Genomic DNA, 24,030 nt, shown 5'->3' on the forward strand with positions numbered 1-24,030 from the left:
TCAGCCGGACCAGCCCACACCTGACCATTTGCGTTTTTTGTTTAAACAGCAAAACAGATTTAACTGGAATTCAGAGCGTTGAAGCGATGACTCCGGTCCGGCTGAAAATCGATGAAGCGTTGACGGCTGACCGGGTCTGCCCGCAGGGATGCGGGCAGAGGGGACGGCCTGCATGGACGCAGGCTCGGCCCCGACCCGACAGGCAGGCGGAATAAGACGAATAGCTCGCGCAGCGACGATTTTCCCGCCGCGAGCCTGGGATGCAAGGGAGGCGGCGGTGAGCCTCCCTTGCACGTTCACGAGTAACGGCGTTTCAGAGAAATGACACCGCGGAGGTGAACGGAACCCTGAGCCAGAATCACATATCCTTCATAATACTTAACTGACAAGCATTAGAACGCTACGGCGCGGCTTTTCCGGCATCAAATATTCATAGGGTGTATGCTATAAGCGGTGGAGGTCATACAATCGTATGGATATAAATCATTATGTTGCGCAATACGGCTATGCCGCATTAGTGATTGGCAGTCTGGCTGAAGGGGAAACCATTACCCTGTTAGGCGGCGTCGCGGCCCATCAGGGAGTACTTAAATTTCCGCTGGTGGTGCTCTCCGTCGCGCTGGGCGGGATGATTGGCGATCAGTTGCTCTATTTACTCGGACGTCGTTTTGGCGGCAAAATTCTGCGGCGTTTTTCGCGTCATCAGGCAAAAATTGATTACGCGCAGAAGATGATCCAACGGCGTCCTTATCTGTTTGTGGTCGGCACGCGTTTTATGTACGGTTTTCGCGTTATTGGCCCTTTGCTGATTGGTGCCAGTCACCTGCCACCGAAGATCTTTTTACCGCTCAATATTCTCGGGGCGCTGGTGTGGGCGCTGATATTTACCACCCTGGGTTATGTGGGGGGAGAAGTCATCGCGCCGTGGCTGCACAATCTCGACCAGCACATTAAGCACTGGATATGGCTGGTTCTGGTGATTGTACTGGTGGTAGGCGCACGCTGGTGGTTGAAAAAACGCAGCGGCAAGAAGACGGCCCGGTAGAGCGGTATCTACCGGGCAGGTGTATTACGACGCGTGGTAGCCGCCGCCCAGCGCGCTGGTCAACTGAATGGAAGCATCCAGCCACTGGCCTTGCAGTACCAGACCGTTGCACTGCTCACGTAACGCCGGGATCTTTGCTTCGCTAACCCGCGAACCCGCAATAATACCGGCGTTAAATCGCGCCTGCGCAAGTCCCACCACACGCTGTGCATCATGTTCAATCTGCTGCTGATGCTGATTCTTCTGCGCCAGTGTTTCCACCTGCGAAGCTGCTCGCGCCACGTCATTCACCGCATCTACCACGGCTTTGTTGTAATTCGCCACCGTCAGGTTGCTTTGCGCTTTGGTGATATCGAGATTGGCATTCAATCTGCCGCTGTCGAAAATAGGCAGCGTGAGTCCGGCTGTGACCCCCATCTGCTGCGCGGAATGGCGGAACAGATCGCTCAGATGTAACGCATCCTGTTGTAAAAATGCCATCAAATTCACGTCAGGATAAAACGCAGCTTTCGCCGCATCAATGCTGCTCAGGGATGATTCAATATACCAGTGCGCGGCCTGTAAATCCGGTCGACGGGCCAGCAGCGAATAGCCTAACTGGGACGGGAGCTGGCTTTCTACGGTAGGTAACTTACTGGTATGCAGTTTCAGAACGGTAGACTGTGAATTAGTCAGGGCGCTCAGCCGCGCCTCAATCACTTTCATTTTGCCGTTAACATCGTTCAGTTGCTGATCCGTTTTACTGGAATCGATATCGGTCTCAACGCCTTCCACCGATGAGGTAATGCCGTTTTGATACAGTTGACGATCGACGTTAATAACGTTCTGTTGCTCATTTTTAATCTGCGTCAGCACGCTTTTCAGCGCCGCCTGCGTCTGCCATTCCCAGTACAGACGTGAAACGCCGCTCGCCAGCAGCTGGCGGGTTTGTTCACGCTCTGCTTCTCGCGCTTTAACGGCCCCAATACGCGCCGTCACTTCGGCCCGATTTTTCCCCCACAGATCCAGATTCCAACCGGCGGTTAAACCAAAGGTCCCGTTGGTGTACCACGGGCCTGTCGTTCCGGCGGCAGGATCGGTAATGGCAAACGGTCCCATCAACCCTTCAGCTGACATTCGCTGACGCTCAACGTCCGCAGAGAAATCGATCTCCGGGCCATCCTGCGCCTCAACGGCCTTCGCCTGCGCCTCCGCCAGTTGAATGCGCTGTTCCGCTACCTGCATATCAGGAGAGTTTCGCAACGTGCTGTCAATCAGCGCATTAAGCTGAGGATCGTGGTATGCCTTCCACCATTGGCTGTCCGGCCAGCCATTTTTTAATGCCGCAGGTAATGCGGAATCGACGTTCACAGCAGGGGTCTGCTGTGACAGAGACTGACGGTCATCATGCATAGGCGCACAGCCTGCCATCAGAATAAAAAGAGGCAACAATGCCGTCGCGGCAAAAACAGAATTACGATTCATGGAGATATACAGGTAAGAAAAGATGCGCAGAGAGTACGACTTGTCGCTGTTACTTTTTTAGTTACGCGTGGCAATACATCTTTGGCAATAAAAATATATAATCAGAAAAATATACACCACACAAATAATATAGATTAAATAATTTTAATAATTTATAGATGGAAACCTTATGTCACAGAATATTTATGACGACCCGGAATTCTTTGCCGGATATGCCACACTGGATCGTTCAGTAAAAGGGCTTGATGGCGCACCGGAATGGCCAGCAATACAAGCTATGCTCCCCGCTCTGCAGGGTAAAAACATTCTCGATTTGGGCTGCGGATATGGCTGGTTTTGCCGCTACGCGCGCGATAATCATGCCGCCAGCGTCGTGGGGCTGGATATCTCACAAAAGATGTTAACCCAGGCGCACAATATGACTCACGGCAATGGCATCGTCTATCGCCGTGAAGATCTCGAAACGCTTACTCTCTCACCGGCTTCTTTCGACCTGGCTTATAGCTCCCTTGCCCTGCATTATCTACACGATATTGAACGATTATTCGTAACGATTTACCAGGCATTAACACCGGGAGGTATGTTAGTTTTCTCTGCCGAGCACCCGATTTATACCGCACCGCTTAATCAGGGCTGGATAAAAGACAAAGCCGGGCAGCTGTCCTGGCCGGTTAATCATTATCAACAAGAAGGCGAGCGTATCAGTAACTGGTTTGCTGAAGGCGTTAAAAAACAGCACCGTAAGCTGGCGACCTGGATTAACGCGCTCATTGCCGCCGGATTCGAAATAGTGTGTGTTGATGAATGGGGCCCTTCTGCTCAACAGATTGCTGAAAACCCGGCGTTGGATGAAGAAAAAGAGCGGCCAATGGTGTTTTTACTGAGCGCACGTAAACCAGCATAACAGCACCGCCAGGCAGAATAGTTGATACTTTCCTATACTCATTCTGAACTTACCAAAAAAAGGAAAGTTAATGAAAATTCTGCTGTGGATTATTCTAATTATTTTTCTGATTGGGCTGTTGGTGGTAACGGGCGTGTTTAAGATGATTTTCTGATGTCGTTATTTCGCCCTGGCCTGATAGCAGAAATGTCAGGCTATCATTCTCTCTGATGCCGGATGGCGGCGTAAACGCCTTATCCGGCCTACCGGAACTGATGTCAGGCGGTAATCTCGATGGCCTGAATTGCCCGAGCGATATCCGGTGAATTGTTTAACGCGCGAATCTCCTGAAACAGTGCTGTTGCCTCTGAATATTCTTTACGCAAATACCCTAACCACTGCTTAATACGCGCCACATGATACAACCCTGTGTCACCCTGCTTTTCGAGACGGGTATATTTTTGCAACAACCTCACCACATCAGGCCACGGCATTCGCGGCTCGTTGTACTTCACCACGCGGCTCAGGTTCGGGATATTTAACGCGCCACGGCCGATCATCACCGCATCGCATCCGCTGATGGCCATACAATCCTGGGCGCTCTGCCAGTCCCAGATTTCGCCATTCGCGATAACCGGAATGGTAAGTCGCTGGCGAATTTCACCAATCGCCTGCCAGTTAATATGCTCGGCCTTATAGCCCTGCTCTTTGGTACGACCATGCACCGCCAGTTCGCTGGCGCCAGCCTGCTGGACGGCATCGGCAATTTCAAACTGCCGATCGCTGTTGTCCCAGCCCAGGCGCACTTTCACCGTCACTGGGAGATGGTCCGGAACCGCCTCGCGCATGGCTTTTGCGCCGCGGTAGATAAGTTCTGGATCTTTCAATAACGTCGCGCCACCGCCGCTGCCGTTGACCAGCTTCGACGGGCAACCGCAGTTCAGATCGACACCGTACGATCCCAGTTCTACCGCGCGGGCCGCGTTCTCCGCCAGCCACTGCGGGTACTGGCCCAACAGCTGTATGCGCACCTGCGTACCGGATGGCGTGCGGCTGTTGTTATGCAGTTCCGGGCAGAGCCGGTGAAATACTTTTGCCGGCAGGAGCTGATCCACCACGCGCACAAACTCCGTGATGCACAGATCGTAATCATTCACTTCAGTCAGCAGTTCGCGCACCAGGGAATCGAGCACGCCTTCCATCGGCGCCAGTAAAACACGCATATCGTCACCCGCAAAAAAAGAGGCGCTATGGTAGCGCCTCCGTTCGGGAGATTAAAGAGGCTCAGCGCGGCAACAGACAGTTATCTTCTTTCCAGCCGTACAGCCACTCCATACCGCGATAAAACTCCGCCTGTGATTTGCCTTGCCACAGCAGATTACGCACCTGGCGCTCGACGCCCGCAGCGTGATAAACGCGGCCCATTTCGCGCGTCGACCAGACAATCCGCGCCGTACGCGGAATGCGTACCGACTCATACAGGGCAAAGGCATCAGCCGCATCGCCGTCACACTGCTGTAACGCCTTACCGAGCGTGACAGCATCTTCCAGCGCCATACAGGCTCCCTGCGCCATATATTGCGCCACCGGGTGCGCGGCATCGCCCACCAGCGTAATGCGGTCGGTGCCCCATTTCTCTACCGGCTCGCGGTCAGCAGTGGCCCAGCGCCGCCATGATGTCGGTTTATCCAGCATCTGCCGTGGACGTGGATGAATACCGGCAAAATAGGAAAGTACCTCCTCTTTACTGCCATCCTTCACGCCCCACTCTTCCTGCTGACGACTATGAAAGGTCACCACCAGATTGTATTGTTTGCCGCCGCGCAGCGGATAGTGCACCAGGTGACAGTGCGGTCCGGCCCACAACACCGGCGCGTTAATGCGCAAATCTTCCGGCATATCATCGCAATCAATCACCGCGCGATAGACCACGTGCCCGGTCACGCGTGGCGCATCGCCAATCAGAGACTGACGGACAACCGACTTCACCCCGTCACAGCCGACCAAAATATCCGCCGTCCAGCTGTTGCCATGCTCGTCAAATACCGTCACGTCATCCTCGGTCTGGCGAATATCAACCACGTTAGTTGAAGTGCGATACTCAACGTTGGGATGAACCAGCGCCGCTTCCCACACAGAAGCATGAATATCCACCCGATGGATAACCGCATAAGGACCGCCAAAGTGATCGCGGAACGCCTGTCCGGTTTCAATACGCACGACTTCCTGCGCATTTACCGCATCCATCATGGTGATATGATCGGTAAAAACGGCGCGCTGGCGGGCAACCTCTCCCACACCAAGGCTGTCGAGCGCAGAGAACGCGTTTGGTCCGAGCTGAATGCCCGCGCCAATTTCACCAATCTCATGCGCTTTCTCCAGCAACATCACTTTGATTCCCTGACGGGCCAGCGATAACGCGGTCGCCGCGCCGCCAATCCCACCACCCACGATAATTGCGCGTGTCACTTTAGCCATTGTCGTTCTCCTTATCAGGCTGGAATTTTGTCTTGTTGGTTCTCGGGCGCGGCGGCGATAAACGCCGGAAGCTGGGTACAGGCATCATAGACCGCCTTGCACCGTGGATATGCGCTCAAATCGCAGCCCATACGTAGCGCGTTCGCCCATTGCGGGATCAGGCAGCAATCCGCCAACGTCGGCGCATCACCCACACAGAACGCCCCCGAATGACTCTGGCGCAGCATCTGTTCCACTGCGCTTAACCCTTGCTGGATCCAGTGCGCATACCAGCGTTTTTTATCCTCTTCACTGATCTTTAACTCGTCGCTCAGGTAGCGCAGTACCCGCATGTTATTCACTGGATGGATATCACAGGCGATGGCATAGACAATTTCCAGCACCCGACTGCGCATCGGGAAGTCAGCAGGCAGCAGCGGCGACTGCGGAAAGTGGCCATCCAGCCAGTCGGTTATCGCCAGCGATTGTCCAAGCGATTCTCCGTCATCGGTCACCAGCGTCGGCACCAGCCCCAGCGGATTCATCCGCCGATAGGCCAGTTCGTTCTGCTGACCGATGCGAATGTTGACGCCTACCGTCCGGTAATCGAGCCCCTTCAGCGCCAGCGCGATACGCACGCGATATGACGCGGAGCTATTAAAGAAACTGTACAGCTTCATCATCCACCTCAGACAATCTTCACGGCGATGGGGGTTAAACCGTCTACGTTGCCGGTGATCACATCACCTTTCACTACCGCCCCCACGCCTTCCGGCGTACCGGTGTAGATCAGATCGCCCGGCTGAAGTTCGAAAAATCCGGACAGATAGCTAATTGTTTCATTCACAGACCAGATGAGGTGGCGAATATCGCTCCGCTGATGATCGTCGCCGTTAACCTGCAGCCAGATAGGCGCATTGTTAACATCTACGCTTTCACTGGCTTTATGCAGCGGCGCGATGGGCGCAGAGAGATCAAACGCTTTGCCGATTTCCCACGGACGCCCCATCTGGCGCATCTCCATCTGCCTGTCGCGACGGGTCATATCCAGACCGGTGGCATAGCCCCAGATATATTCGTGCGCTTTTTCCAGCGGTATATCGCTGCCCTTTTTACCAATCGCCACCACCAGCTCTATCTCATAGTGATAATTATCGGTCTGCGACGGGTACGGCAGTTCAAGGGTTTGACCAGCCGCCACCGGAACCACCGCGTCGGCAGGTTTACAGAAGAAGAACGGCGGTTCGCGATCCGGGTCGAAGCCCATTTCACGCGCGTGTGCGGCATAGTTTCGGCCCACGCAGTAAACGCGGCGCACGGGAAATTGTTCATCACTACCAACCACCGGAACGGTAACCGGCGCTTGTGGTTCGAATACGTATTGCGTCATTTTCTCTCTCCCAAATTAATAGCGTGCTTCACGGAACAACCCCAGCGCTTCCTGAACCGGTCTGTCCGAAAAACTGAATAAGACGGCATCTTCGCTGGCCTGGAACGACACACCGTGCCAGGTCGGCACCACGAAGATATCTTTTGGCGAAAAATTGAAGGTTTCGTTGCCGATGGTGACCTGTCCGCTTCCTTCCACCACATGGTAGATAGTGCTGTCAGTGGTACGCGCCATCCGTGAAGAAAAGCCCTTCGGCAACAATTGCAGAAAGGTCCCCATTGACGGCATGGGATAACCGCCAGTTACCGGGTTCACGTAGCGCATCTTGTAACCATCCCACTCATCGGCCTCGCCCAGGCGGGTCAGGTCATGCAGTGCTTCACGGCTACGATCGTAGCGATAGTTGAAAATGGGCGATGAATTACCCTTTTGATGACGCAGCGGCAGCATATTGGCCGCATAGCGCGGTAAATAATCCCCTTCCTTGCGCGTGACCGGCTGCTGATCTTCTGGGTAGTCTTCCGCAAAGCCGCAGCCCAACAGATTCACCAGCGGCAGATCCAGACCGTCCAGCCACACTACCGGTTCGCTGCCTGGGTTGCCGTGATCGTGCCAGCGCCATTGCGGCGTCAGAATAAAATCGCCTTCATGCATTTGGGTGCGCTCGCCATCGACGGCGGTAAATGCCCCTTTCCCTTCGACAATAAAGCGCAACGCAGACTGATTATGACGGTGGCTCGGCGCAACCTCGCCCGGCATAATCAGCTGTAACCCGGCATACAGCGTTGGCGTGATTGATGACTGTCCGCGCAGCGTTGGGTTTTCCAGCACCAGCACGCGGCGAATCGCCTCTTTCGCGCCAATCAGATCGCCGCTTTCCAGCAGCAGCGGGCGGATCTCCTGATAGTTCCAGTACGCAGGCGCGCAATGCGCGTTCGGCGTTGACGGCACCAGACGATGCAGCGACTCCCACAGCGGGGTCAGATTCTGCCCGGAAATATGCTGGTAAAACTGCTGGCGGCTGTTCTTAACATCCTGATTCAGTTCAGACATAGGGATTCTCCTTATTCGTTCACGATGCCTGCGCGTGGCAAGGCGTCAGGGACAGAGGCCGACTGGCGAACAACAACCGTCAGCAGCGTAAGCATCACCGCGCTGATGGCCGCCGGAACGGCAATAATGAAAAACAGGTTATCGAATGAGAAATTCATCGCCATCATCACGCCGCCGGAAAGCGAACCGACAATCGCGCCGCAGCGGCCAATGGCATTAGACCAACTGACGCCCGTCGCCCGGCTTTGCGTCGGATAAAGGGTAGCGGTTAAAGCATTGAGACCCACCTGAGAACCGCTAATCCCGATGCCGGTGCCAAAAATCGCCAACGCCATCAGCCACAGACCGTTTTCGCTCAGGCCAATCATGACGATACACACCGCCCCCAGTGCATAGCTCACCGCCAGCACGCGGAAAGGATTGTATTTATCCATCAGTACGCCCAGCGCCAGCGCGCCTAACGTACCGCCAATCTGGAAGGCCGCGGTTACCCAGGAGGCATGTTGCAGGTCGATTCCGCGATGGTTAAGCAGCGTTGGCATCCAACTGGAGAGCAAATAAATAATCAGCAGGCTCATAAAGAACACCACCCATAACATCAGGGTAATGGGCAACTGTCGCCCGACGAACAGCTGGCGGATACTGCCTTTGGCAATCGCTGAACTCTCGTTGAGATAAAAATGGGTATCGTCATAACGCTCCCGGGTAATAGCGCTGACAGTTCTGGCAATCACGTTTTGCGGTAGCTGGCGACGAACCTGCCAGCGCGGGGATTCCGGTAACGCAAACAGCAGGGCGACAAACAGCATGAGCGGCAAAACGCCTCCCAGCACCAGAATGCCGTGCCAACCAATAACCGGCACCAGTTGAGCGCTGACGATGCCGCCCATAGCCGATCCGAGCGTAAAGCCGCAGAACATCATGGTGACCAAGGCGCCACGTCGACGGGCTGGCAGGTATTCCGACGTCATGGTGATGGTATTAGGCATCGCGCCGCCCAGACCTAACCCGGTAAGGAAACGCAAAATAACCAGCGTTTGCAGATCGGGCGAAAAAGCAGAGATCAGACTCAGCGCGCCAAACAGCGCCACGCAAAGCTCAATCACCCGTTTACGGCCAAAGCGATCGGACAACGGGCCGCAGAGCAACGCGCCAGCAGTTAGCCCCAGCAGTCCTGCGCCAAAAAGCGGCGCCAGATCTCCGGCAGTCAATTGCCAGTGGGTGCGTATATCGGGTGCGATAAAACCAATAGCCGCGGTATCAAAACCGTCGAGCATGACAACCAGGAAACAGCAAATAATCACGCGCCACTGCGTCTTACCGACGGGGGCAGAATCGATCAGTGCTTGTAGATCACGTTGTTGAGTCATAGTGAATGCCTCAGTGCAGGTAGAGTAGATGTCTGTTTTGTTTTAGGTATGTTGCGACTTTGTATGTTTGGAGATGAAATGTACAATGGCTTTTCATGCAGAGGCATAACCTGGAGGTTATAGCAAATGGCTAACTGGGCACAGAAACTAAAGTTGCAACACCTGCAAACGCTGGTCGCGCTAGGGGAACAGGGAAATTTGACTCACGTCGCCCGGATGATGAATATCACCCAGCCTGCATTGTCCAAATGGTTATCACAGCTCGAAGATGAGATTGGCATCACGCTCTTTGAACGTCACAGCAAAGGCTTGCGTCCTTCCGAAGGCGGCAAGCTGTTACTGCAGCATGCTCAGCGCCTGATCAATGATATGGAGCGTTCGCAGTATGAAATTGCCCGTTTCAAGCAAGGCGGTCTGGTGGGAAGCCTGAAGATTGGCTGCTCGCCGGTGGCGACCGACTGCGTTTCACAAGCAATACTGGGTTTGCTTACGGAGCTACCCACTTTGCATCTCAATATTGAAGAGAAAGTGATGACCCCGTTACTGCACGATCTTCTGGCGGGTTCAGTGGATGTCGTCGTCGGTCGCGTTGGCGGCCGGGCGCTCCAGTTGCCGCTCAATTACCAGGTGCTGTATACCGAGCCGGTCTGTTTTGTCGCCCGCCCCGACCATCCGCTGGCAAAATATCCCCTGCTCACCTGGAACGATCTGGCTAACTGGCGCTGGATTGTCTGGCCGACAGGCACCCCCATTCGGATTAGCATTGACAACGCGCTGGTCGATAATGGCGTAATGCTGCCAGAAAACACCATTGAATCAGCGTCGATAAACGTCAGTACCAACCTGCTGCAAAGTAGCGACATGGTTTCTATTCTTTCTCTGCGTCTGGCACAGCGTTATGCCGCTCAGGGACAGCTGGCTATCCTGAATCTGCCGAAGATTGAACAAAAAGGCAGCGTAGGCGTATTCTGGCGCAACAATGAAACGCCCACCACCGCCCTGAATCGCTTTTTGTATTACCTGGCGCAGGTTTAGCGCAGTCATTTGCGCAATGTTCCAGATGTCTATTTCCTCTATGCTTAGAATTCATGATGTGATCGGTAGCACGTTTTGAAGTTTAATTGTATGATGAATCAGTCTCGTCAAGGGTTTCAATTATGAGCAAATCACTGAACATTATCTGGCAATATTTGCGCGCATTCGTCCTAATCTATGCCTGCCTCTATGCAGGTATTTTTATCGCTTCGCTGCTGCCGATCACGATTCCGGGCAGCATCATCGGCATGCTGATTCTGTTTGTCTTACTGGCATTGCAGGTATTACCGGCAAAATGGGTTAATCCCGGCTGTTATGTCCTGATTCGCTATATGGCCCTGTTATTTGTCCCGATTGGCGTGGGGATCATGCAGTACTTTGATTTGCTCCGCGCACAATTTGGCCCGGTGGTGGTGTCATGCACCATCAGTACGCTGGTTGTTTTCCTCGTGGTGAGCTGGAGCTCACACCTTGTACACGGTGAACGCAAAATTGTTGGCCAAAAAGGTTCGAAAGAATGATGACGTATATCTGGTGGTCGTTACCCCTTACTCTCGCAGTATTCTTTGGCGCACGTAAGCTGGCAGCACGCTTTAAAATGCCGCTGCTGAATCCGCTGCTGGTCGCGATGGTGGTGATTATTCCCATTCTGATGCTGACCGGAATTCCCTACGATCACTATTTCAAAGGCAGCAAGGTGCTGAACGATTTACTGCAACCTGCCGTGGTCGCGCTGGCCTATCCGTTATACGAACAGCTGCACCAAATTCGCGCGCGCTGGAAATCAATAATCGCTATCTGCTTTGCCGGGAGCGTCGTGGCGATGGTTACCGGCACAACAATCGCCCTGTTGATGGGCGCATCACCGGAAATTGCTGCGTCAATCATGCCGAAATCGGTCACCACACCTATCGCTATGGCGGTGGGAGGCAGTATTGGTGGCATTCCGGCCATCAGCGCGGTGTGCGTCATTTTCGTCGGCATTCTCGGGGCGGTATTTGGTCATACTTTACTGAATGCGATGCGCATTCGCACGAAGGCCGCGCGAGGACTGGCAATGGGTACCGCTTCGCACGCCCTGGGAACCGCGCGTTGCGCAGAACTGGATTATCAGGAAGGCGCGTTTAGCTCTCTGGCGCTGGTCATTTGCGGCATTATCACCTCGTTGGTCGCCCCGTTCCTGTTCCCGGTTATTCTGGCAGTGGTCGGCTAACCTTCACTTTTTGGTTATTTATTTGCGATGCGTTGCACATTTTTCATTTAAGTTTCATAAGTTGCACACACAATGAGATTTGGATCACATATAAAGCCGTAACAGGCCCGTAAACTACGATTCCATTACATTGTTATGAGGCATCGCCATGCATCCACGTTTTCAAACTGCTTTTGCCCAACTCGCGGATAACTTGCAATCAGCCCTGGCCCCTGTTCTGGCGGATACGCATTTCCCCGCCATGCTGACTGCTGAGCAGGTCTCTTTGCTGAAACGCGAATCGGGACTGGACGAAGACGCGCTGGCATTCGCTCTGCTGCCGCTGGCTGCGGCCTGCGCACGTACTCCGCTTTCCAACTTCAACGTGGGTGCGATCTCTCGCGGCATTAGCGGCACCTGGTACTTCGGTGGCAACATGGAGTTCCTGGGCGCAACAATGCAGCAAACCGTTCATGCCGAGCAAAGTGCCATCAGCCACGCCTGGCTGCGCGGTGAAAAAGGCCTCGCCGCCATCACCGTTAACTACACCCCTTGCGGCCACTGCCGCCAGTTTATGAATGAACTGAACAGCGGGTTGGATTTACGCATTCATCTGCCGGGGCGCGAACCACACGCACTGCGCGACTACCTCCCGGACGCGTTCGGGCCAAAAGATCTCGACATCAAAACGTTACTGATGGACGACCAGGATCACGGCTTTGCGCTGCAGGGCGACGCGCTGACCCAGGCGGCAATTACCGCCGCCAACAGATGCCATATGCCGTACAGCAAATCGCCAAGCGGCGTGGCGCTCGAGTGTAAAGACGGGCGAATTTTCAGTGGCAGCTATGCAGAAAACGCCGCCTTTAACCCCACCCTCCCACCGCTGCAAGGCGCGTTAAACCTGTTGAGTCTGAACGGTTACGACTATCCGGACATTCAGCGCGCAGTGCTGGCTGAAAAAGCCGATGCGCCGTTGATCCAGTGGGATGCGACCTCCGCTACCCTGAACGCGCTGGGCTGCAACAATATTGAGCGCGTGCTGCTCAGTTAAATCATAAAGCCCGGTGGCGCTGCGCTAACCGGGTTACAGTGACTAAAATCCCCTCAATCAGACTGCTGTTTCTTGCGCTACGTCTTCCGGTACAGTAGCCTGATTGAAATTCCACCCAAATAACGAGTTTTCTGCATGTTAAAGCGCGTGTTTTACAGCCTGTTAGTCCTGTCAGGCCTGCTGCTGTTGACTGTGCTTGGACTCGACAGATGGATGAGCTGGAAGACTGCCCCCTATATCTACGACGAATTACAGGATTTACCCTACCGCCAGGTCGGTGTGGTCCTGGGTACGGCAAAATACTATCGAACCGGCGTTATCAACCAGTATTACCGCTACCGTATTCAGGGCGCATTGAACGCCTATAACAGCGGCAAGGTTAACTATCTGCTGCTGAGCGGCGACAACGCGCAGCAAAGCTATAACGAGCCCATGACGATGCGTAAGGATCTGATTGCCGCAGGCGTCGATCCGGCTGACATTGTGCTTGATTACGCCGGGTTCCGTACGCTCGACTCCATCGTGCGTACCCGTAAGGTATTCGATACCAACGATTTCATCATTATTACTCAGCGATTCCACTGTGAACGCGCCTTGTTTATTGCGCTGCATATGGGCATTCAGGCCCAGTGCTATGCGGTACCTTCACCAAAAGATATGCTTACCGTGCGGGTACGCGAATTTGGTGCGCGTTTTGGCGCACTCGCCGATCTCTATATTTTTAAACGTGAACCCCGTTTTTTAGGCCCACTGGTGCCCATCCCTACCATGCATCAGGTACCGGACGATGCGCAGGGGTATCCGGCGGTTACGCCTGAACAATTACTCGAATTACAAAAGAAACAAGGAAAATAAGCATGGATGTACAAACCCTCTTCGTCGTGTTGGCCTTTCTGCTCATTCCTGTGTTTTGTTTCCGTGAGGCCTGGAAAGGTTGGCGCACCGGGGCCGTAGATAAAATTAAGAAGAATACGCGCGAACCGGTATACGCTTATCGCAATCAAGAGCCCCTGCAATTTTGGTCCTATGTGTTGGTTTATGCCGGATGCGGATGTTTATCCTTCGGTATGGTTATTTACTTAATTTTTTATCGATAAAGATATTATCTTTATATTAGCGTTTGAGAATAGCTAATATTATGATAACGGTTACCATTTCAAATTAAGGGATTAATGCTGCCCGTCAGCATTTCCCGCCAACACTCTTCTATTTGTGAATCCTTTCACAGAATACTCTTCCTGCAGTGCTTAGCCTTAAGAATAGCCTTTCGATTTTTATATTTTGTTATTAACGGTTTGCCTTAATTTACTCACGCATTAAGGAAGAAAATATGCCACAACAAAATTATCTGGATGAGCTCACGCCTGCTTTTACTCCATTATTAGCCATTAAAGAGGCTTCCCGCTGTTTATTATGTCACGACGCCCCCTGTAGCCAGGATTGTCCGGCGCAAACTGACCCCGGAAAATTTATTCGCTCCATTTATTTTCGTAATTTTAAGGGTGCAGCCGAAACTATTCGTGAAAATAATGCCCTTGGGGCAGTATGCGCCCGGGTATGCCCAACCGAAAAGTTGTGCCAACGCGGGTGTACACGCTCAGGCATTGATAAGCCGATTGATATTGCACGTCTGCAACGCTTTATTACCGACTTTGAGCAGCAGACCGCAATGAAAATTTACCAACCCGCCACAAAAACACAGGGCAAGATCGCCATCATTGGCGCAGGCCCTGCAGGATTACAAGCCAGCGTAACGCTGAGCAATCTGGGCTATGACGTCACTATCTATGAAAAGCAGGCCCAACCTGGCGGCTGGTTACGCTATGGCATTCCAGAGTTTCGTCTGCCACATGCTGTTTTAGATAACGAAATTGCTCGTATCGTTGAGATGGGCGTAACCATCAAATGCAATTGTGAAGTCGGCCATGCCCTTTCCGTTGAGCAACTCAAAACAGAATACCGCGCCGTACTGGTTACCGTAGGGATGTCTTACGGCTCCATGTTACCCCTGTTTGACCAGGCAGAAAACGTCGAAATAGCCGTCGACTTCCTGCAGCGGGCCAGGCACTCCAAAGGCGATATTACCGTCGCGCAAAGCGCATTGATCATCGGCGGCGGCGATGTCGCGATGGATGTCGCCAGCACGTTGAAACTACTGGGCTGTCCGTCAGTTACCTGTGTCGCCCGTGAAGAACTGGCCGATTTCCCAGCCAGCGATAAAGAGTTCAGCAGCACACAAGCGTTAGGGGTATCGATTATTGACGGTTTCACGCCTGTGGCGGTTAGCGGAAAGCGGGTTACTTTTAAACACGTTCGCCTGCCGGGAGAACTGACGCTTGAAGCCGAACATATTATTCTCGCCGTTGGTCAACATGCTCAACTTGAAAATTTCACCGCGTTAAAACCACAGCGCAATCTTATCGATACGGATAATTATCAAACCGCCGATCCCGCTTTGTTTGCCGCGGGCGATATTGTAAAAGGCGATAAAACGGTGGTTTACGCCGTGAAAACCGGAAAAGAAGCCGCTCAGGCCATTCATCACTACTTAGAGGGAGCTTGCTCATGTTAACGAAAGATCTTTCTATTACTTTTTGCGGCGTCAAATTCCCCAACCCGTTCTGCCTCTCTTCTTCTCCGGTGGGCAACTGCTATGACATGTGCGCCAAAGCCTATGATACCGGCTGGGGCGGGATTGTTTTTAAAACCATCGGTTTCTTTATTGCGAATGAAGTCTCCCCACGTTTTGACCATCTGACCAAAGAAGATACCGGCTTTGTTGGCTTCAAAAATATGGAGCAAATTGCCGAGCATCCGCTGGAGGAGAATCTGGCCGCGATCCGCCGACTGAAGCAGGACTACCCTGACAAGGTCCTGATTGCATCGATCATGGGCGAAAATGAACAGCAGTGGCAGGAGCTGGCCCGTCTGGTTGAAGAAGCGGGTGCAGATATGATCGAGTGTAACTTCTCTTGCCCGCAAATGACCTCACATGCCATGGGGAGCGATGTTGGGCAAAGCCCTGAGCTGGTCGAAAAATATTGTCGGGCAGTTAAACGCGGCTCTTCCCTGCCGATGCTGGCTAAAATGACACCGAATATCGGTGATATGTGTGAGGTCGCGCTGGCGGCAAAACGCGGTGGCGCCGACGGTATCGCGACCATCAATACGGTTAAATCCATCACCAATATCGATCTGAACCGGAAAATTGGGATGCCCGTCGTCAACGGTAAATCCAGTATTTCCGGCTACTCCGGCAAGGCCGTTAAACCTATCGCCTTGCGATTTATTCAGCAACTACGCATGCACCCTGAACTGCGCGATTTCCCTATTAGCGGCATCGGGGGTATAGAAACCTGGGAAGATGCCGCCGAGTTTTTACTGTTAGGCGCGGCCACGCTGCAGGTGACTACCGGGATAATGCAGTATGGTTATCGGATAGTGGAGGACATGACCAGCGGGCTGTCACATTACCTCGCCGATCAAGGATTTGACTCACTGGAGGAGATGGTGGGCCTTGCCAATGCCAATATCATCCCCGCTGAAGATCTTGACCGTAGCTACATCGTCTACCCAAACATCCATCTCGATAAATGCGTGGGCTGTGGTCGCTGCTACATTTCCTGTTATGACGGCGGGCATCAGGCGATGGAATGGAATGAGCAAACCCGAACCCCACACTGCGACACGGAAAAATGTGTGGGATGCTTGCTGTGCGGCCACGTTTGCCCGGTCGCCTGTATCGACCTGGGTGAAGTAAAATTTAAACCCGGAGAGAAAGAGCACGCGTTAACATTATAACGCTGACAAAAAAGGCCGGTGCAGATTGCGCTGCACCGGCCTTTTAGCGTTTTATCGTTACTTCTTACGCGCGTACTTCAGTGAGTCCAGCGCCACCGCGAAGATGATGATGCCGCCCTTAATAATATACTGCCAGTATGGGTTAACGCCGATGTAAGTCAGACCGTAGTTGATGACGGTAAAGATAATCACACCGGTCACCACGCCGAAGACGGTCCCTACCCCACCGCTAAACGACACGCCGCCAACCACACACGCCGCAATCGCATCCAGCTCATACATAAAACCGAGGTTATTGGTCGCCGAGCCGATACGTCCCGCTTCCAGCAAACCACCGAAGGCATAGAACACACCAGACAACGCATAGATAATCAGCAGGTTCAGCGCGACGTTCACGCCAGACACTTTCGCCGCCTCTGGGTTACCGCCGATAGCAAAAATGTTTTTACCGAAGCGGGTCTTGTTCCACAGCACCCACACAAAGGCCACGGCAATCAGCGCATAGAAAGTGATATAAGAGAGTCGGAAGCTGCCCAGCGCGATAAAGCCCTGCGCAAAGGTTGAGAATCCGCTGTCAAAGCCAGAAATTGGCGATGCGCCGACAAAATCGTAGTACAGGGAGTTGATCCCGTAGACGATGATCATCGTACCCAACGTGGTAATAAACGGCGTCACGTTCAGATACGCGATGATGATACCGTTCACCAGACCGATAATCGCACCGATGACGCAGACAATCAGCACCACCACGATGATCGGCATCGTCGCCATTTCCGGGAATACCTTGTTGGCGTTCTCCATCGACTGCAGTAAGGTTGCCGCCACCACTGCCGCCAGACCGACCTGACGCCCTGCCGACAGGTCTGTCCCTTGCGTCACAATCAGTCCCGCAACACCCAATGCGATAATAATACGCACCGAGGACTGAGTCAGAATATTACTCAGGTTGAGTAAACTTAAGAAAGTGGGATCCTGGAAAATAATAATTGCCAGCAAAACCAAAAGAACAACGTAAATTCCGCCTTCTTTCAGGTAAGTAAGAAAACTTTTCTTATTTAACGCACTCATGAGGAGCCCCTAATCTTAAAGGTGCAAAGACGCAAGACGGAGGATTTCGTTTTGCGTTGTCGTTTTAGTGTCAACAATTCCGGCAACGAGACCATTGCTCATTACCAGAATACGATCGGTAATACCCAGCAGCTCCGGCATTTCAGAGGAAATAATAATAATCCCCTTATCTTTTTTCGCGAGTTCGGCAATCAACTGATAAATTTCAAATTTTGCGCCGACATCGATTCCACGGGTAGGTTCATCCAGCATCAGGATTTCTGGCTGTGTTAATAGCCAGCGGCCAATAACCACCTTTTGCTGATTCCCCCCGGAAAGTGAACCGATTTGCGTACGATGGCCCGGCGTTTTCACCCTCATGGAGTCAATCACCCATTGGGTATCGCTCTTCATGCGGGAATTATCCAGCAGGCCGACTTTATTTTTATAGTTTTGGATATTGGAGATTAACGAGTTAAAACCAATGTCCAGATACGCATAAATACCGGTTGAGCGGCGCTCTTCCGTGACCAGTGCAAAGCCATGGTTGATGGCTTCATTGGCGCTGTGGTTATTAATTTTTTTGCCGTGTAACGTAATCGTACCCGATGATTTCTCACGAATACCAAAAAGCGTTTCAACGATATCAGTGCGTTTTGCGCCTACCAGACCGGCAATCCCGAGGATTTCCCCTTTGTGCAAATCAAACGAGACATCACGAATCGACGGTTGACGCAGCGAGGTCAGGTTACGCACTTGCAGAATCACTTCACCAGGTTTGTTTTCTTTATCAGGAAAACGTTGGTTCAGCGAACGTCCAACCATCATGGCGATGATCTTGTCCATATCCAGCCCTTCCAGCGGCTGGGTTGCGATCCACTGCCCGTCGCGCAGCACGGTAATTTCATCACACAGTTGGAAGATTTCTTCCATTTTGTGAGAAATATAAACGATACCGCATCCACGCTCTTTCAGCTTACGAATAATGGTGAACAGATGATTAACTTCTTTCTCGGTTAACGATGAAGTCGGCTCATCCATAATGACAATTTTGGCATCATAGGAGAAGGCTTTGGCAATTTCGATCATCTGCATTTGTGAAACGGATAATGTACCGACGCGCGCCCGCGGATCGATATCAATATCCAGCTCATCAAATATCGCTTTGGTATCACGGTACATTTTTTCCTGATCGACAAACATACCTTTAGTGGGATAGCGCCCCAGCCACATGTTGTCCATCACGGAACGTTGTAATACCAGGTTTAATTCCTGGTGGACCATCGAAATACCATTTTCAAGCGCTTCTTTCGCCGAATGAAAATCGATTTCTTTACCCTGAAATAAAATACTACCGGAATCTTTTTGATAGATGCCGAAAAGACATTTCAATAATGTGGATTTCCCCGCGCCGTTCTCGCCCATTAAGGCGTGAATCGAATGTGGACGGACTTTTAAATTAACATTATCAAGAGCCTTAACGCCGGGAAAAGACTTGTTGATGCCGGTCATTTCCAACAAGTATTCGCCTGACGACTGAGTATGTGTGCTGACCATAAATATACCTTGTTGGCCTTGCAAAGCGCGTTATTAAGGGCGCAATGAAATTGCGCCCACAGACGGAGATTTATTTATTAGTGAACTCAGCCAGATTATCTTTATCGACACCGACGTACGGAACGCGAACAATTTTGTTGTCAATTTTCCAGTTAGTGCCGTCTGCTGCGCCTTTGCCATCAGCCAGGTTTTTCGCCAAATCGAAAGTCGCTTTCGCCTGGTTGTTGGCATCGTTCAGCACGGTACCGGCCATGGCACCGGATTTCACCAGGGCCAGCGCTTCAGGCAGCGCATCCACGCCAAATACCGGTACGCTGGTTTTGTTGTGCGCTTTCAGTGCTTCAACTCCGCCCATCGCCATCGCATCGTTGTTGGCGATAACCACTTCAATTTTGTTAGCGTTCGGACCGGACATCCACGCATCCATCTTATCTTTCGCCTGAGCGGTATCCCACATCGCGGTATCCAACTGCAGTTGCTCAGTTTTAATGCCCTTGTCGTTCAGCTCTTTGATCACGTAAGTGGTACGTGCTTCAGCATCCGGGTGTCCCGGTTCGCCTTTCAGCAGAACAAACTGAATTTTACCGTCTTTATTCAGATCCCAGTTCGGGTTAGCAGCCCAGTGTTTTGCAATCAAATCACCCTGAATAATGCCAGACTCTTTAGAGTCAGTACCGACGTAATACGCTTTGTCATAGCTGTCCAGCGCTTTACGAGAAGGTTCCTTGTTGAAGAACACGATCGGCACGTTCTGACCGCGTGCTTTTTCAATTACCGTGCCTGCAGCTGCCGGGTCAACCAGGTTAATCGCCAGTGCTTTAACGCCTTTTGCCAGCAATACGTCGATCTGGTCGTTTTGTTTGGACTGGTCGTTCTGCGAGTCATTCATCAGCAATTGTACGTCAGGCGCCGCTTTGGCATCTTTTTCAATAGCCTTACGTACCACAGACATAAAGTTATCGTCGTACTTATAAATCGTCACACCAATGCGGGTATCAGCAGCGTGCGCAGCCGCGCCGAATAACATGCTTGCCATTACAGCAGACAGGGTCAACACCTTCTTATTCATGGTATCTCCGGTTTTATTATGCAGGGTAGTACTTGAGATAAATGCTCGGCAGGCAGAACGTTACTGAAGTGTTACTGAACGCCGAAGCTCACTTTTAAAAATAATTCTTCCGTGCCTGGCAACGCTCCAAAAACTGGCTTTAATTTTTGTTTAAGGCACCAATACCTCGATGAAAGTGATTATTCACCGTTACATAGTAGTTACAGCGCAACAAACAGTGTCATCATAGCTATCGCATTGTTAATATACTGTGAATTTACTCACATATTGAAAACGGTTACATGGCTCAACTTTATGAGTTAGTGATCGGTGCCGCATTCTGCCGCAATGCCACAGAATGACGACGCACCAGCGTCGGCATAAAGCAATGCGACGCCGCAGGATCTAACGTGCCCGCCGCGCCTTGCAGCGCAAGCTCCGTCGCCATTTTTGCCATTGAGGCGATGGGATAGCGCACGGTTGTCAGTTGTGGATCGGTGTAACGCGCAATGGGAATATCATCAAAGCCAATGATAGAAAGATGTAATGGGATGGCGATGCCATTGTCTTTTAACGCAGTCAGTGCGCCAGCTGCCATGTTGTCGTTGTAGGCGAAGACCGCCGTCAGTTGCAAATTGCGCCCCAGCAGCTCCACCATGGCAGACTCTCCGCCCTGCATATCTGGCGAACCGGTACCGATCCAGCTTTCCGCCGCATCAATCCCTTGTTCTTTCAGGGCCGATAACCACCCTTCTTTGCGCATCGCATCATCTTCAATACGATGGCTTGATGCCAGGTAACCAATGCGTTGATGACCATTATTCAGCAGCATGCGGGTCGCCATTTTGGCGCCGCTGATATTATCCAGGCAGACGCAACGGTGGGCGTAACCCGGAACAAGGCGATTGATCAGCACCATGCCAGGGATCTGATCCATAAACTCTGCCAGTTCCCGATCGCTGAGCGCTTTAGAGTGAACAATCAGAGCGTTACAGCGTTGGCGAATCAAAACCTCAATAGCATGACGTTCTTTTTCAGCCTCATGATAGCTATTGCCAATCAGGACATATTTCTGATGCTGCTGGGCAACCATATCGACAGCTTTAACCAGCGCGCCAAAAAACGCATCTGACACATCCATCACCACCACACCAATGGTGTCACTTACCTGTGTCGCCAGCGCCTGCGCATTGGCGTTAGGTCGATAGCCTAACTGAGTGACTGCTTTCATCACCGCTTCACGCGTGTCGGGACTCACCAGCGCACTGTTGTTCAGTACGCGGGAAACGGTCGCTACAGATACGCCAGACTGTCGTGCCACATCACGGATGGTTACCATATTCACTGCCCTGTTTTAGATTGCGGTTAGCCACAGACACCCCAGGCTGGGTATTTTGTCAGCACAATGAAACGGACTGCGTGAGTGATGTCACAGGAATGAAAGCGCTTACATCCATTTTGTTAATGAATGTGATCCAGATCGTTATCTGGATGTACGTGGTAATGATGTCCCTGAAGCACGCAGGGTTAATTGACGCCATAGCCACTCTACCGGGCCCTGCCGGTAAAAACGCAGCCAAATGACGGAGAACAGAAGATTAACGGCCCAGACAGGAATGACGAAACAGAGCAGCTCCAGCCGATCAAATTTCATAAACAAGCCGAATTGATAAAACAGCGTGGTGCAAATTAAGGTTTGCAACAGATAGTTGGTTAATGCCATACGCCCCACGCAGGCGATGGCAATCACCCACTTTAACCGGCTCAGCTGCGGCCAGAAGCCAAACATCAGCGCGGCATAGCCGATAGTCTGCAACGGCGCACCCAGCTCGCGCGGGGCTTGTAACAGGAAAGCACACCAGCGGTAGGCCCAGTCCAGATGCCACTGAATGATAATAGCAGGCAGGTTAATCGCCATCCCAACAATGACCAACAGTACGCCGGTACGTCGATAATGCTGCAAACTGTACTGTCCTTTCAGCCAACCGCTGCGCATTAATGCTGCGCCAAGCAGCATCATCCCAGCCAGTTGCCAGCCGTACTGTGCGCCCAGTGCCAACAAGCTATTGGACATCATATCTACACGATTGCTGACCGCTTCCAGACCGCCATTCACTTTCCAGTATTTTTCATACAGCAAAGCTGAGGTATCCGGCGTCCAGGCCCGACTGGTTTCCCCCCCGGAGATAACGCCCAGCAGCAGCAGCACGCCAATCCCCACCAGATAAAGCAGGACGCCGGTGTTAAACAGGCTTTTTACCGAAGGGGCATCGCGAATCAACCGCCAGCAAATCAGACCAATTAAGCCATACGCCAACAGGATATCGCCGTCCCAGAAGAGTAACCCGTGAATAAACCCCAACAGCACCAGCAGCGTTAGCCGCGACTGGATCCAGCGTTTGCCGCGGGGGAGCAGCATTTGCAGCCCTGCCCCAAACAGCAATGCAAACAGCGTAAGAAACTTGACCTGGGCGAAGAGATCAAGCACCGCCCAGCTCCAGGCATCGGTTAAGGTGATATTGCCATACCAGGCGGGATTGAGGTATGCCGCCTTTGGCAGACCAAAGGCGTTAATATTGAGAAGCAGGATGCCAAGAATGGCGACGCCACGAATAAAATCCAGCGTGACATTACGCTCCATGGCCCCTGCCCTAATCAGTTGTGATGACGTACTGCGCGCAGGAATTCCTGACGCGTGTTCTGGCTGGACTTAAACAATCCGCCCAGAGAAGTGGTGGTGGTCGCACTGGTCGCATCACGAATGCCGCGCGCTTTTACGCAGTAATGCACCGCATCAATCGACACCGCAACATTATTCGTCCCGAGCAGCGTTTGCAGCGCGGTGAGAATTTGCTGGGTCAGACGCTCCTGCACCTGAGGACGCTGCGCAAAGAACTGCACAATGCGGTTGATCTTCGACAGGCCAATGACTGAATCTTTCGGGATATACGCCACCGTCGCTTTACCATCGATAGTGACAAAGTGGTGCTCGCAGGTGCTGGTCAGCGTGATATCGCGGACCGTAACCATCTCGTCCACCTTCATTTTGTTTTCAATGACGGTGATTTTCGGGAAGTTGGCGTAATCGAGACCGGAGAAAATCTCATCGACATACATTTTCGCAATGCGATGCGGAGTTTCCATCAAACTGTCATCGCTCAAATCGAGATTGAGCAATTGCATAATCTCGGTCATATGGCCTGAGATAAGACGTTTGCGCGTTTCGTTATCCATCTCCTGCACGGGCGGGCGTAGTGGTGTTTCGAGACCACGCGCGACCAGCGCTTCATGAACCAAAGCCGCTTCTTTACTGAGTGATGACATTTCTTTTTCTCCTGCAGGTGTGGCGCCTCTGCCCTGCATGGGGCAAAGTTTTTAGGCTGTGTCAGCCAGAACATTGTGCGTGAGGCGGCGCACATAATCCAGTATTCACCGCGATAATTATTGAAATTGGCACAGCCTTTCAGCGTACCAAATTCACGTAGCGTTCAGCCCGACGATCTGGAGTGTTAATGTAAAGTTATATAGATGATGGAGTATGTTTGCCCAATGCGGAAGTGAAAGTTACTCACAGTGCAATGAATAATCTGTATTATGGTGAATTCGCAAACATATTCAGGTTCAACACAACAAG

Annotated in this window: 23 protein-coding genes; 10 read left to right on the top strand and 13 right to left on the bottom strand. The window is 52.2% G+C overall.

Annotated features, from left to right (window positions below; translation table 11 throughout):
• Positions 1 to 472 precede the first annotated feature (472 nt).
• Positions 473 to 1,045, top strand: coding sequence for a DedA family protein (locus FDW96_RS17470; protein ID WP_042307347.1), 573 nt, complete (start codon positions 473 to 475; stop codon positions 1,043 to 1,045).
• Positions 1,046 to 1,069: 24 nt separating this feature from the next.
• Here FDW96_RS17470 and mdtQ read toward each other — a convergent pair whose 3' ends face one another.
• Positions 1,070 to 2,509, bottom strand: coding sequence for a multidrug resistance outer membrane protein MdtQ (gene mdtQ / locus FDW96_RS17475; protein WP_042307344.1), 1,440 nt, complete (start codon positions 2,507 to 2,509; stop codon positions 1,070 to 1,072).
• A gap of 169 nt (positions 2,510 to 2,678) precedes the next feature.
• Between mdtQ and FDW96_RS17480 the strand changes: the two genes are divergently transcribed.
• The gene (locus FDW96_RS17480; protein ID WP_137366037.1) at positions 2,679 to 3,413 is read left to right on the top strand and encodes a class I SAM-dependent methyltransferase; all 735 of its coding nucleotides are present in this window, start codon (positions 2,679 to 2,681) and stop codon (positions 3,411 to 3,413) included.
• 257 nt (positions 3,414 to 3,670) lie between these two features.
• On the opposite strand, the gene dusC is transcribed toward FDW96_RS17480, so the two are convergent.
• The 6 genes from dusC to FDW96_RS17515 all read right to left on the bottom strand — a co-directional run bounded on the left by dusC (position 3,671) and on the right by FDW96_RS17515 (position 9,662).
• Entirely contained in the window at positions 3,671 to 4,615 is a 945-nt protein-coding gene (gene dusC / locus FDW96_RS17490; protein WP_061382059.1) for a tRNA dihydrouridine(16) synthase DusC, read from the bottom strand.
• Positions 4,616 to 4,676: 61 nt separating this feature from the next.
• Positions 4,677 to 5,870 (bottom strand): 3-hydroxybenzoate 6-monooxygenase, encoded by a 1,194-nt coding sequence (locus tag FDW96_RS17495; RefSeq protein ID WP_061382060.1) that lies wholly within the window; start codon positions 5,868 to 5,870, stop codon positions 4,677 to 4,679.
• Between the two features lie 14 nt (positions 5,871 to 5,884).
• The gene (gene maiA / locus FDW96_RS17500) at positions 5,885 to 6,529 is read right to left on the bottom strand and encodes a maleylacetoacetate isomerase (protein ID WP_137366047.1); all 645 of its coding nucleotides are present in this window, start codon (positions 6,527 to 6,529) and stop codon (positions 5,885 to 5,887) included.
• Between the two features lie 8 nt (positions 6,530 to 6,537).
• Positions 6,538 to 7,239, bottom strand: coding sequence for a fumarylacetoacetate hydrolase family protein (locus FDW96_RS17505; protein ID WP_042307334.1), 702 nt, complete (start codon positions 7,237 to 7,239; stop codon positions 6,538 to 6,540).
• Positions 7,240 to 7,254: 15 nt separating this feature from the next.
• Positions 7,255 to 8,292 (bottom strand): gentisate 1,2-dioxygenase, encoded by a 1,038-nt coding sequence (gene gtdA, locus FDW96_RS17510; protein WP_079223456.1) that lies wholly within the window; start codon positions 8,290 to 8,292, stop codon positions 7,255 to 7,257.
• A gap of 11 nt (positions 8,293 to 8,303) precedes the next feature.
• Positions 8,304 to 9,662, bottom strand: coding sequence for an aromatic acid/H+ symport family MFS transporter (locus FDW96_RS17515; RefSeq protein ID WP_079223452.1), 1,359 nt, complete (start codon positions 9,660 to 9,662; stop codon positions 8,304 to 8,306).
• 126 nt (positions 9,663 to 9,788) lie between these two features.
• Between FDW96_RS17515 and FDW96_RS17520 the strand changes: the two genes are divergently transcribed.
• The 8 genes from FDW96_RS17520 (at position 9,789) to preA (ending at position 16,744) form a co-directional block, all read left to right on the top strand.
• Positions 9,789 to 10,697 (top strand): LysR substrate-binding domain-containing protein, encoded by a 909-nt coding sequence (locus FDW96_RS17520; protein ID WP_061382064.1) that lies wholly within the window; start codon positions 9,789 to 9,791, stop codon positions 10,695 to 10,697.
• A 122-nt stretch (positions 10,698 to 10,819) separates the two neighbouring features.
• Positions 10,820 to 11,218 (top strand): CidA/LrgA family protein, encoded by a 399-nt coding sequence (locus FDW96_RS17525; RefSeq protein ID WP_038641975.1) that lies wholly within the window; start codon positions 10,820 to 10,822, stop codon positions 11,216 to 11,218.
• Positions 11,215 to 11,910 (top strand): CidB/LrgB family autolysis modulator, encoded by a 696-nt coding sequence (locus FDW96_RS17530; RefSeq protein ID WP_137366038.1) that lies wholly within the window; start codon positions 11,215 to 11,217, stop codon positions 11,908 to 11,910. The genes FDW96_RS17525 and FDW96_RS17530 overlap by 4 nt, the downstream gene beginning before the upstream one ends.
• A 148-nt stretch (positions 11,911 to 12,058) precedes the next feature.
• Positions 12,059 to 12,943 carry a cytidine deaminase gene (gene cdd / locus FDW96_RS17535; RefSeq protein WP_042307327.1) on the top strand — a complete coding sequence of 295 codons (885 nt, stop codon included), beginning with the start codon at positions 12,059 to 12,061 and terminating at the stop codon, positions 12,941 to 12,943.
• A 135-nt stretch (positions 12,944 to 13,078) separates the two neighbouring features.
• Positions 13,079 to 13,798, top strand: coding sequence for an outer membrane permeability protein SanA (gene sanA, locus FDW96_RS17540; protein ID WP_038641981.1), 720 nt, complete (start codon positions 13,079 to 13,081; stop codon positions 13,796 to 13,798).
• A 2-nt stretch (positions 13,799 to 13,800) separates the two neighbouring features.
• Positions 13,801 to 14,040 carry a DUF2542 family protein gene (locus tag FDW96_RS17545; RefSeq protein ID WP_042307325.1) on the top strand — a complete coding sequence of 80 codons (240 nt, stop codon included), beginning with the start codon at positions 13,801 to 13,803 and terminating at the stop codon, positions 14,038 to 14,040.
• A gap of 233 nt (positions 14,041 to 14,273) precedes the next feature.
• Positions 14,274 to 15,515 carry an NAD(P)-dependent oxidoreductase gene (locus FDW96_RS17550; protein ID WP_042307323.1) on the top strand — a complete coding sequence of 414 codons (1,242 nt, stop codon included), beginning with the start codon at positions 14,274 to 14,276 and terminating at the stop codon, positions 15,513 to 15,515.
• Positions 15,509 to 16,744 carry an NAD-dependent dihydropyrimidine dehydrogenase subunit PreA gene (gene preA / locus FDW96_RS17555; protein WP_137366039.1) on the top strand — a complete coding sequence of 412 codons (1,236 nt, stop codon included), beginning with the start codon at positions 15,509 to 15,511 and terminating at the stop codon, positions 16,742 to 16,744. The genes FDW96_RS17550 and preA overlap by 7 nt, the downstream gene beginning before the upstream one ends.
• Positions 16,745 to 16,801: 57 nt before the next feature.
• On the opposite strand, the gene mglC is transcribed toward preA, so the two are convergent.
• From mglC to folE, 6 genes are all read right to left on the bottom strand, one after another.
• Positions 16,802 to 17,812: a galactose/methyl galactoside ABC transporter permease MglC gene (gene mglC, locus FDW96_RS17560; protein WP_003027393.1), complete on the bottom strand. Its 1,011-nt coding sequence runs from the start codon at positions 17,810 to 17,812 to the stop codon at positions 16,802 to 16,804.
• Positions 17,813 to 17,827: 15 nt separating this feature from the next.
• A complete protein-coding gene (gene mglA, locus FDW96_RS17565; protein WP_005129207.1) occupies positions 17,828 to 19,348 on the bottom strand; it encodes a galactose/methyl galactoside ABC transporter ATP-binding protein MglA in 1,521 nt (506 codons plus the stop codon).
• Between the two features lie 70 nt (positions 19,349 to 19,418).
• Positions 19,419 to 20,417 carry a galactose/glucose ABC transporter substrate-binding protein MglB gene (mglB, locus tag FDW96_RS17570; RefSeq protein WP_042307319.1) on the bottom strand — a complete coding sequence of 333 codons (999 nt, stop codon included), beginning with the start codon at positions 20,415 to 20,417 and terminating at the stop codon, positions 19,419 to 19,421.
• A 292-nt stretch (positions 20,418 to 20,709) separates the two neighbouring features.
• Entirely contained in the window at positions 20,710 to 21,735 is a 1,026-nt protein-coding gene (galS, locus tag FDW96_RS17575) for an HTH-type transcriptional regulator GalS (RefSeq protein WP_038641992.1), read from the bottom strand.
• Between the two features lie 144 nt (positions 21,736 to 21,879).
• The gene (gene yeiB, locus FDW96_RS17580; RefSeq protein ID WP_137366040.1) at positions 21,880 to 23,037 is read right to left on the bottom strand and encodes a DUF418 domain-containing protein YeiB; all 1,158 of its coding nucleotides are present in this window, start codon (positions 23,035 to 23,037) and stop codon (positions 21,880 to 21,882) included.
• A 14-nt stretch (positions 23,038 to 23,051) separates the two neighbouring features.
• Positions 23,052 to 23,720, bottom strand: a complete 669-nt coding sequence (folE, locus tag FDW96_RS17585; RefSeq protein ID WP_003027410.1) for a GTP cyclohydrolase I FolE — start codon at positions 23,718 to 23,720, stop codon at positions 23,052 to 23,054.
• Between the last annotated feature and the right edge of the window lie 310 nt (positions 23,721 to 24,030).

The organism is Citrobacter sp. TBCS-15 (assembly GCF_005280815.1).
GTDB lineage: Bacteria > Pseudomonadota > Gammaproteobacteria > Enterobacterales > Enterobacteriaceae > Citrobacter > Citrobacter werkmanii.

Bases quoted from the DNA above. Each gene is read 5' to 3' on its own strand.
- FDW96_RS17470 (WP_042307347.1), top strand. From the start codon at position 473: ATGGATATAAATCATTATGTTGCGCAATACGGCTATGCCGCATTAGTG.
- mdtQ (WP_042307344.1), bottom strand. From the start codon at position 2,509: ATGAATCGTAATTCTGTTTTTGCCGCGACGGCATTGTTGCCTCTTTTT.
- FDW96_RS17480 (WP_137366037.1), top strand. From the start codon at position 2,679: ATGTCACAGAATATTTATGACGACCCGGAATTCTTTGCCGGATATGCC.
- dusC (WP_061382059.1), bottom strand. From the start codon at position 4,615: ATGCGTGTTTTACTGGCGCCGATGGAAGGCGTGCTCGATTCCCTGGTG.
- FDW96_RS17495 (WP_061382060.1), bottom strand. From the start codon at position 5,870: ATGGCTAAAGTGACACGCGCAATTATCGTGGGTGGTGGGATTGGCGGC.
- maiA (WP_137366047.1), bottom strand. From the start codon at position 6,529: ATGAAGCTGTACAGTTTCTTTAATAGCTCCGCGTCATATCGCGTGCGT.
- FDW96_RS17505 (WP_042307334.1), bottom strand. From the start codon at position 7,239: ATGACGCAATACGTATTCGAACCACAAGCGCCGGTTACCGTTCCGGTG.
- gtdA (WP_079223456.1), bottom strand. From the start codon at position 8,292: ATGTCTGAACTGAATCAGGATGTTAAGAACAGCCGCCAGCAGTTTTAC.
- FDW96_RS17515 (WP_079223452.1), bottom strand. From the start codon at position 9,662: ATGACTCAACAACGTGATCTACAAGCACTGATCGATTCTGCCCCCGTC.
- FDW96_RS17520 (WP_061382064.1), top strand. From the start codon at position 9,789: ATGGCTAACTGGGCACAGAAACTAAAGTTGCAACACCTGCAAACGCTG.
- FDW96_RS17525 (WP_038641975.1), top strand. From the start codon at position 10,820: ATGAGCAAATCACTGAACATTATCTGGCAATATTTGCGCGCATTCGTC.
- FDW96_RS17530 (WP_137366038.1), top strand. From the start codon at position 11,215: ATGATGACGTATATCTGGTGGTCGTTACCCCTTACTCTCGCAGTATTC.
- cdd (WP_042307327.1), top strand. From the start codon at position 12,059: ATGCATCCACGTTTTCAAACTGCTTTTGCCCAACTCGCGGATAACTTG.
- sanA (WP_038641981.1), top strand. From the start codon at position 13,079: ATGTTAAAGCGCGTGTTTTACAGCCTGTTAGTCCTGTCAGGCCTGCTG.
- FDW96_RS17545 (WP_042307325.1), top strand. From the start codon at position 13,801: ATGGATGTACAAACCCTCTTCGTCGTGTTGGCCTTTCTGCTCATTCCT.
- FDW96_RS17550 (WP_042307323.1), top strand. From the start codon at position 14,274: ATGCCACAACAAAATTATCTGGATGAGCTCACGCCTGCTTTTACTCCA.
- preA (WP_137366039.1), top strand. From the start codon at position 15,509: ATGTTAACGAAAGATCTTTCTATTACTTTTTGCGGCGTCAAATTCCCC.
- mglC (WP_003027393.1), bottom strand. From the start codon at position 17,812: ATGAGTGCGTTAAATAAGAAAAGTTTTCTTACTTACCTGAAAGAAGGC.
- mglA (WP_005129207.1), bottom strand. From the start codon at position 19,348: ATGGTCAGCACACATACTCAGTCGTCAGGCGAATACTTGTTGGAAATG.
- mglB (WP_042307319.1), bottom strand. From the start codon at position 20,417: ATGAATAAGAAGGTGTTGACCCTGTCTGCTGTAATGGCAAGCATGTTA.
- galS (WP_038641992.1), bottom strand. From the start codon at position 21,735: ATGGTAACCATCCGTGATGTGGCACGACAGTCTGGCGTATCTGTAGCG.
- yeiB (WP_137366040.1), bottom strand. From the start codon at position 23,037: ATGGAGCGTAATGTCACGCTGGATTTTATTCGTGGCGTCGCCATTCTT.
- folE (WP_003027410.1), bottom strand. From the start codon at position 23,720: ATGTCATCACTCAGTAAAGAAGCGGCTTTGGTTCATGAAGCGCTGGTC.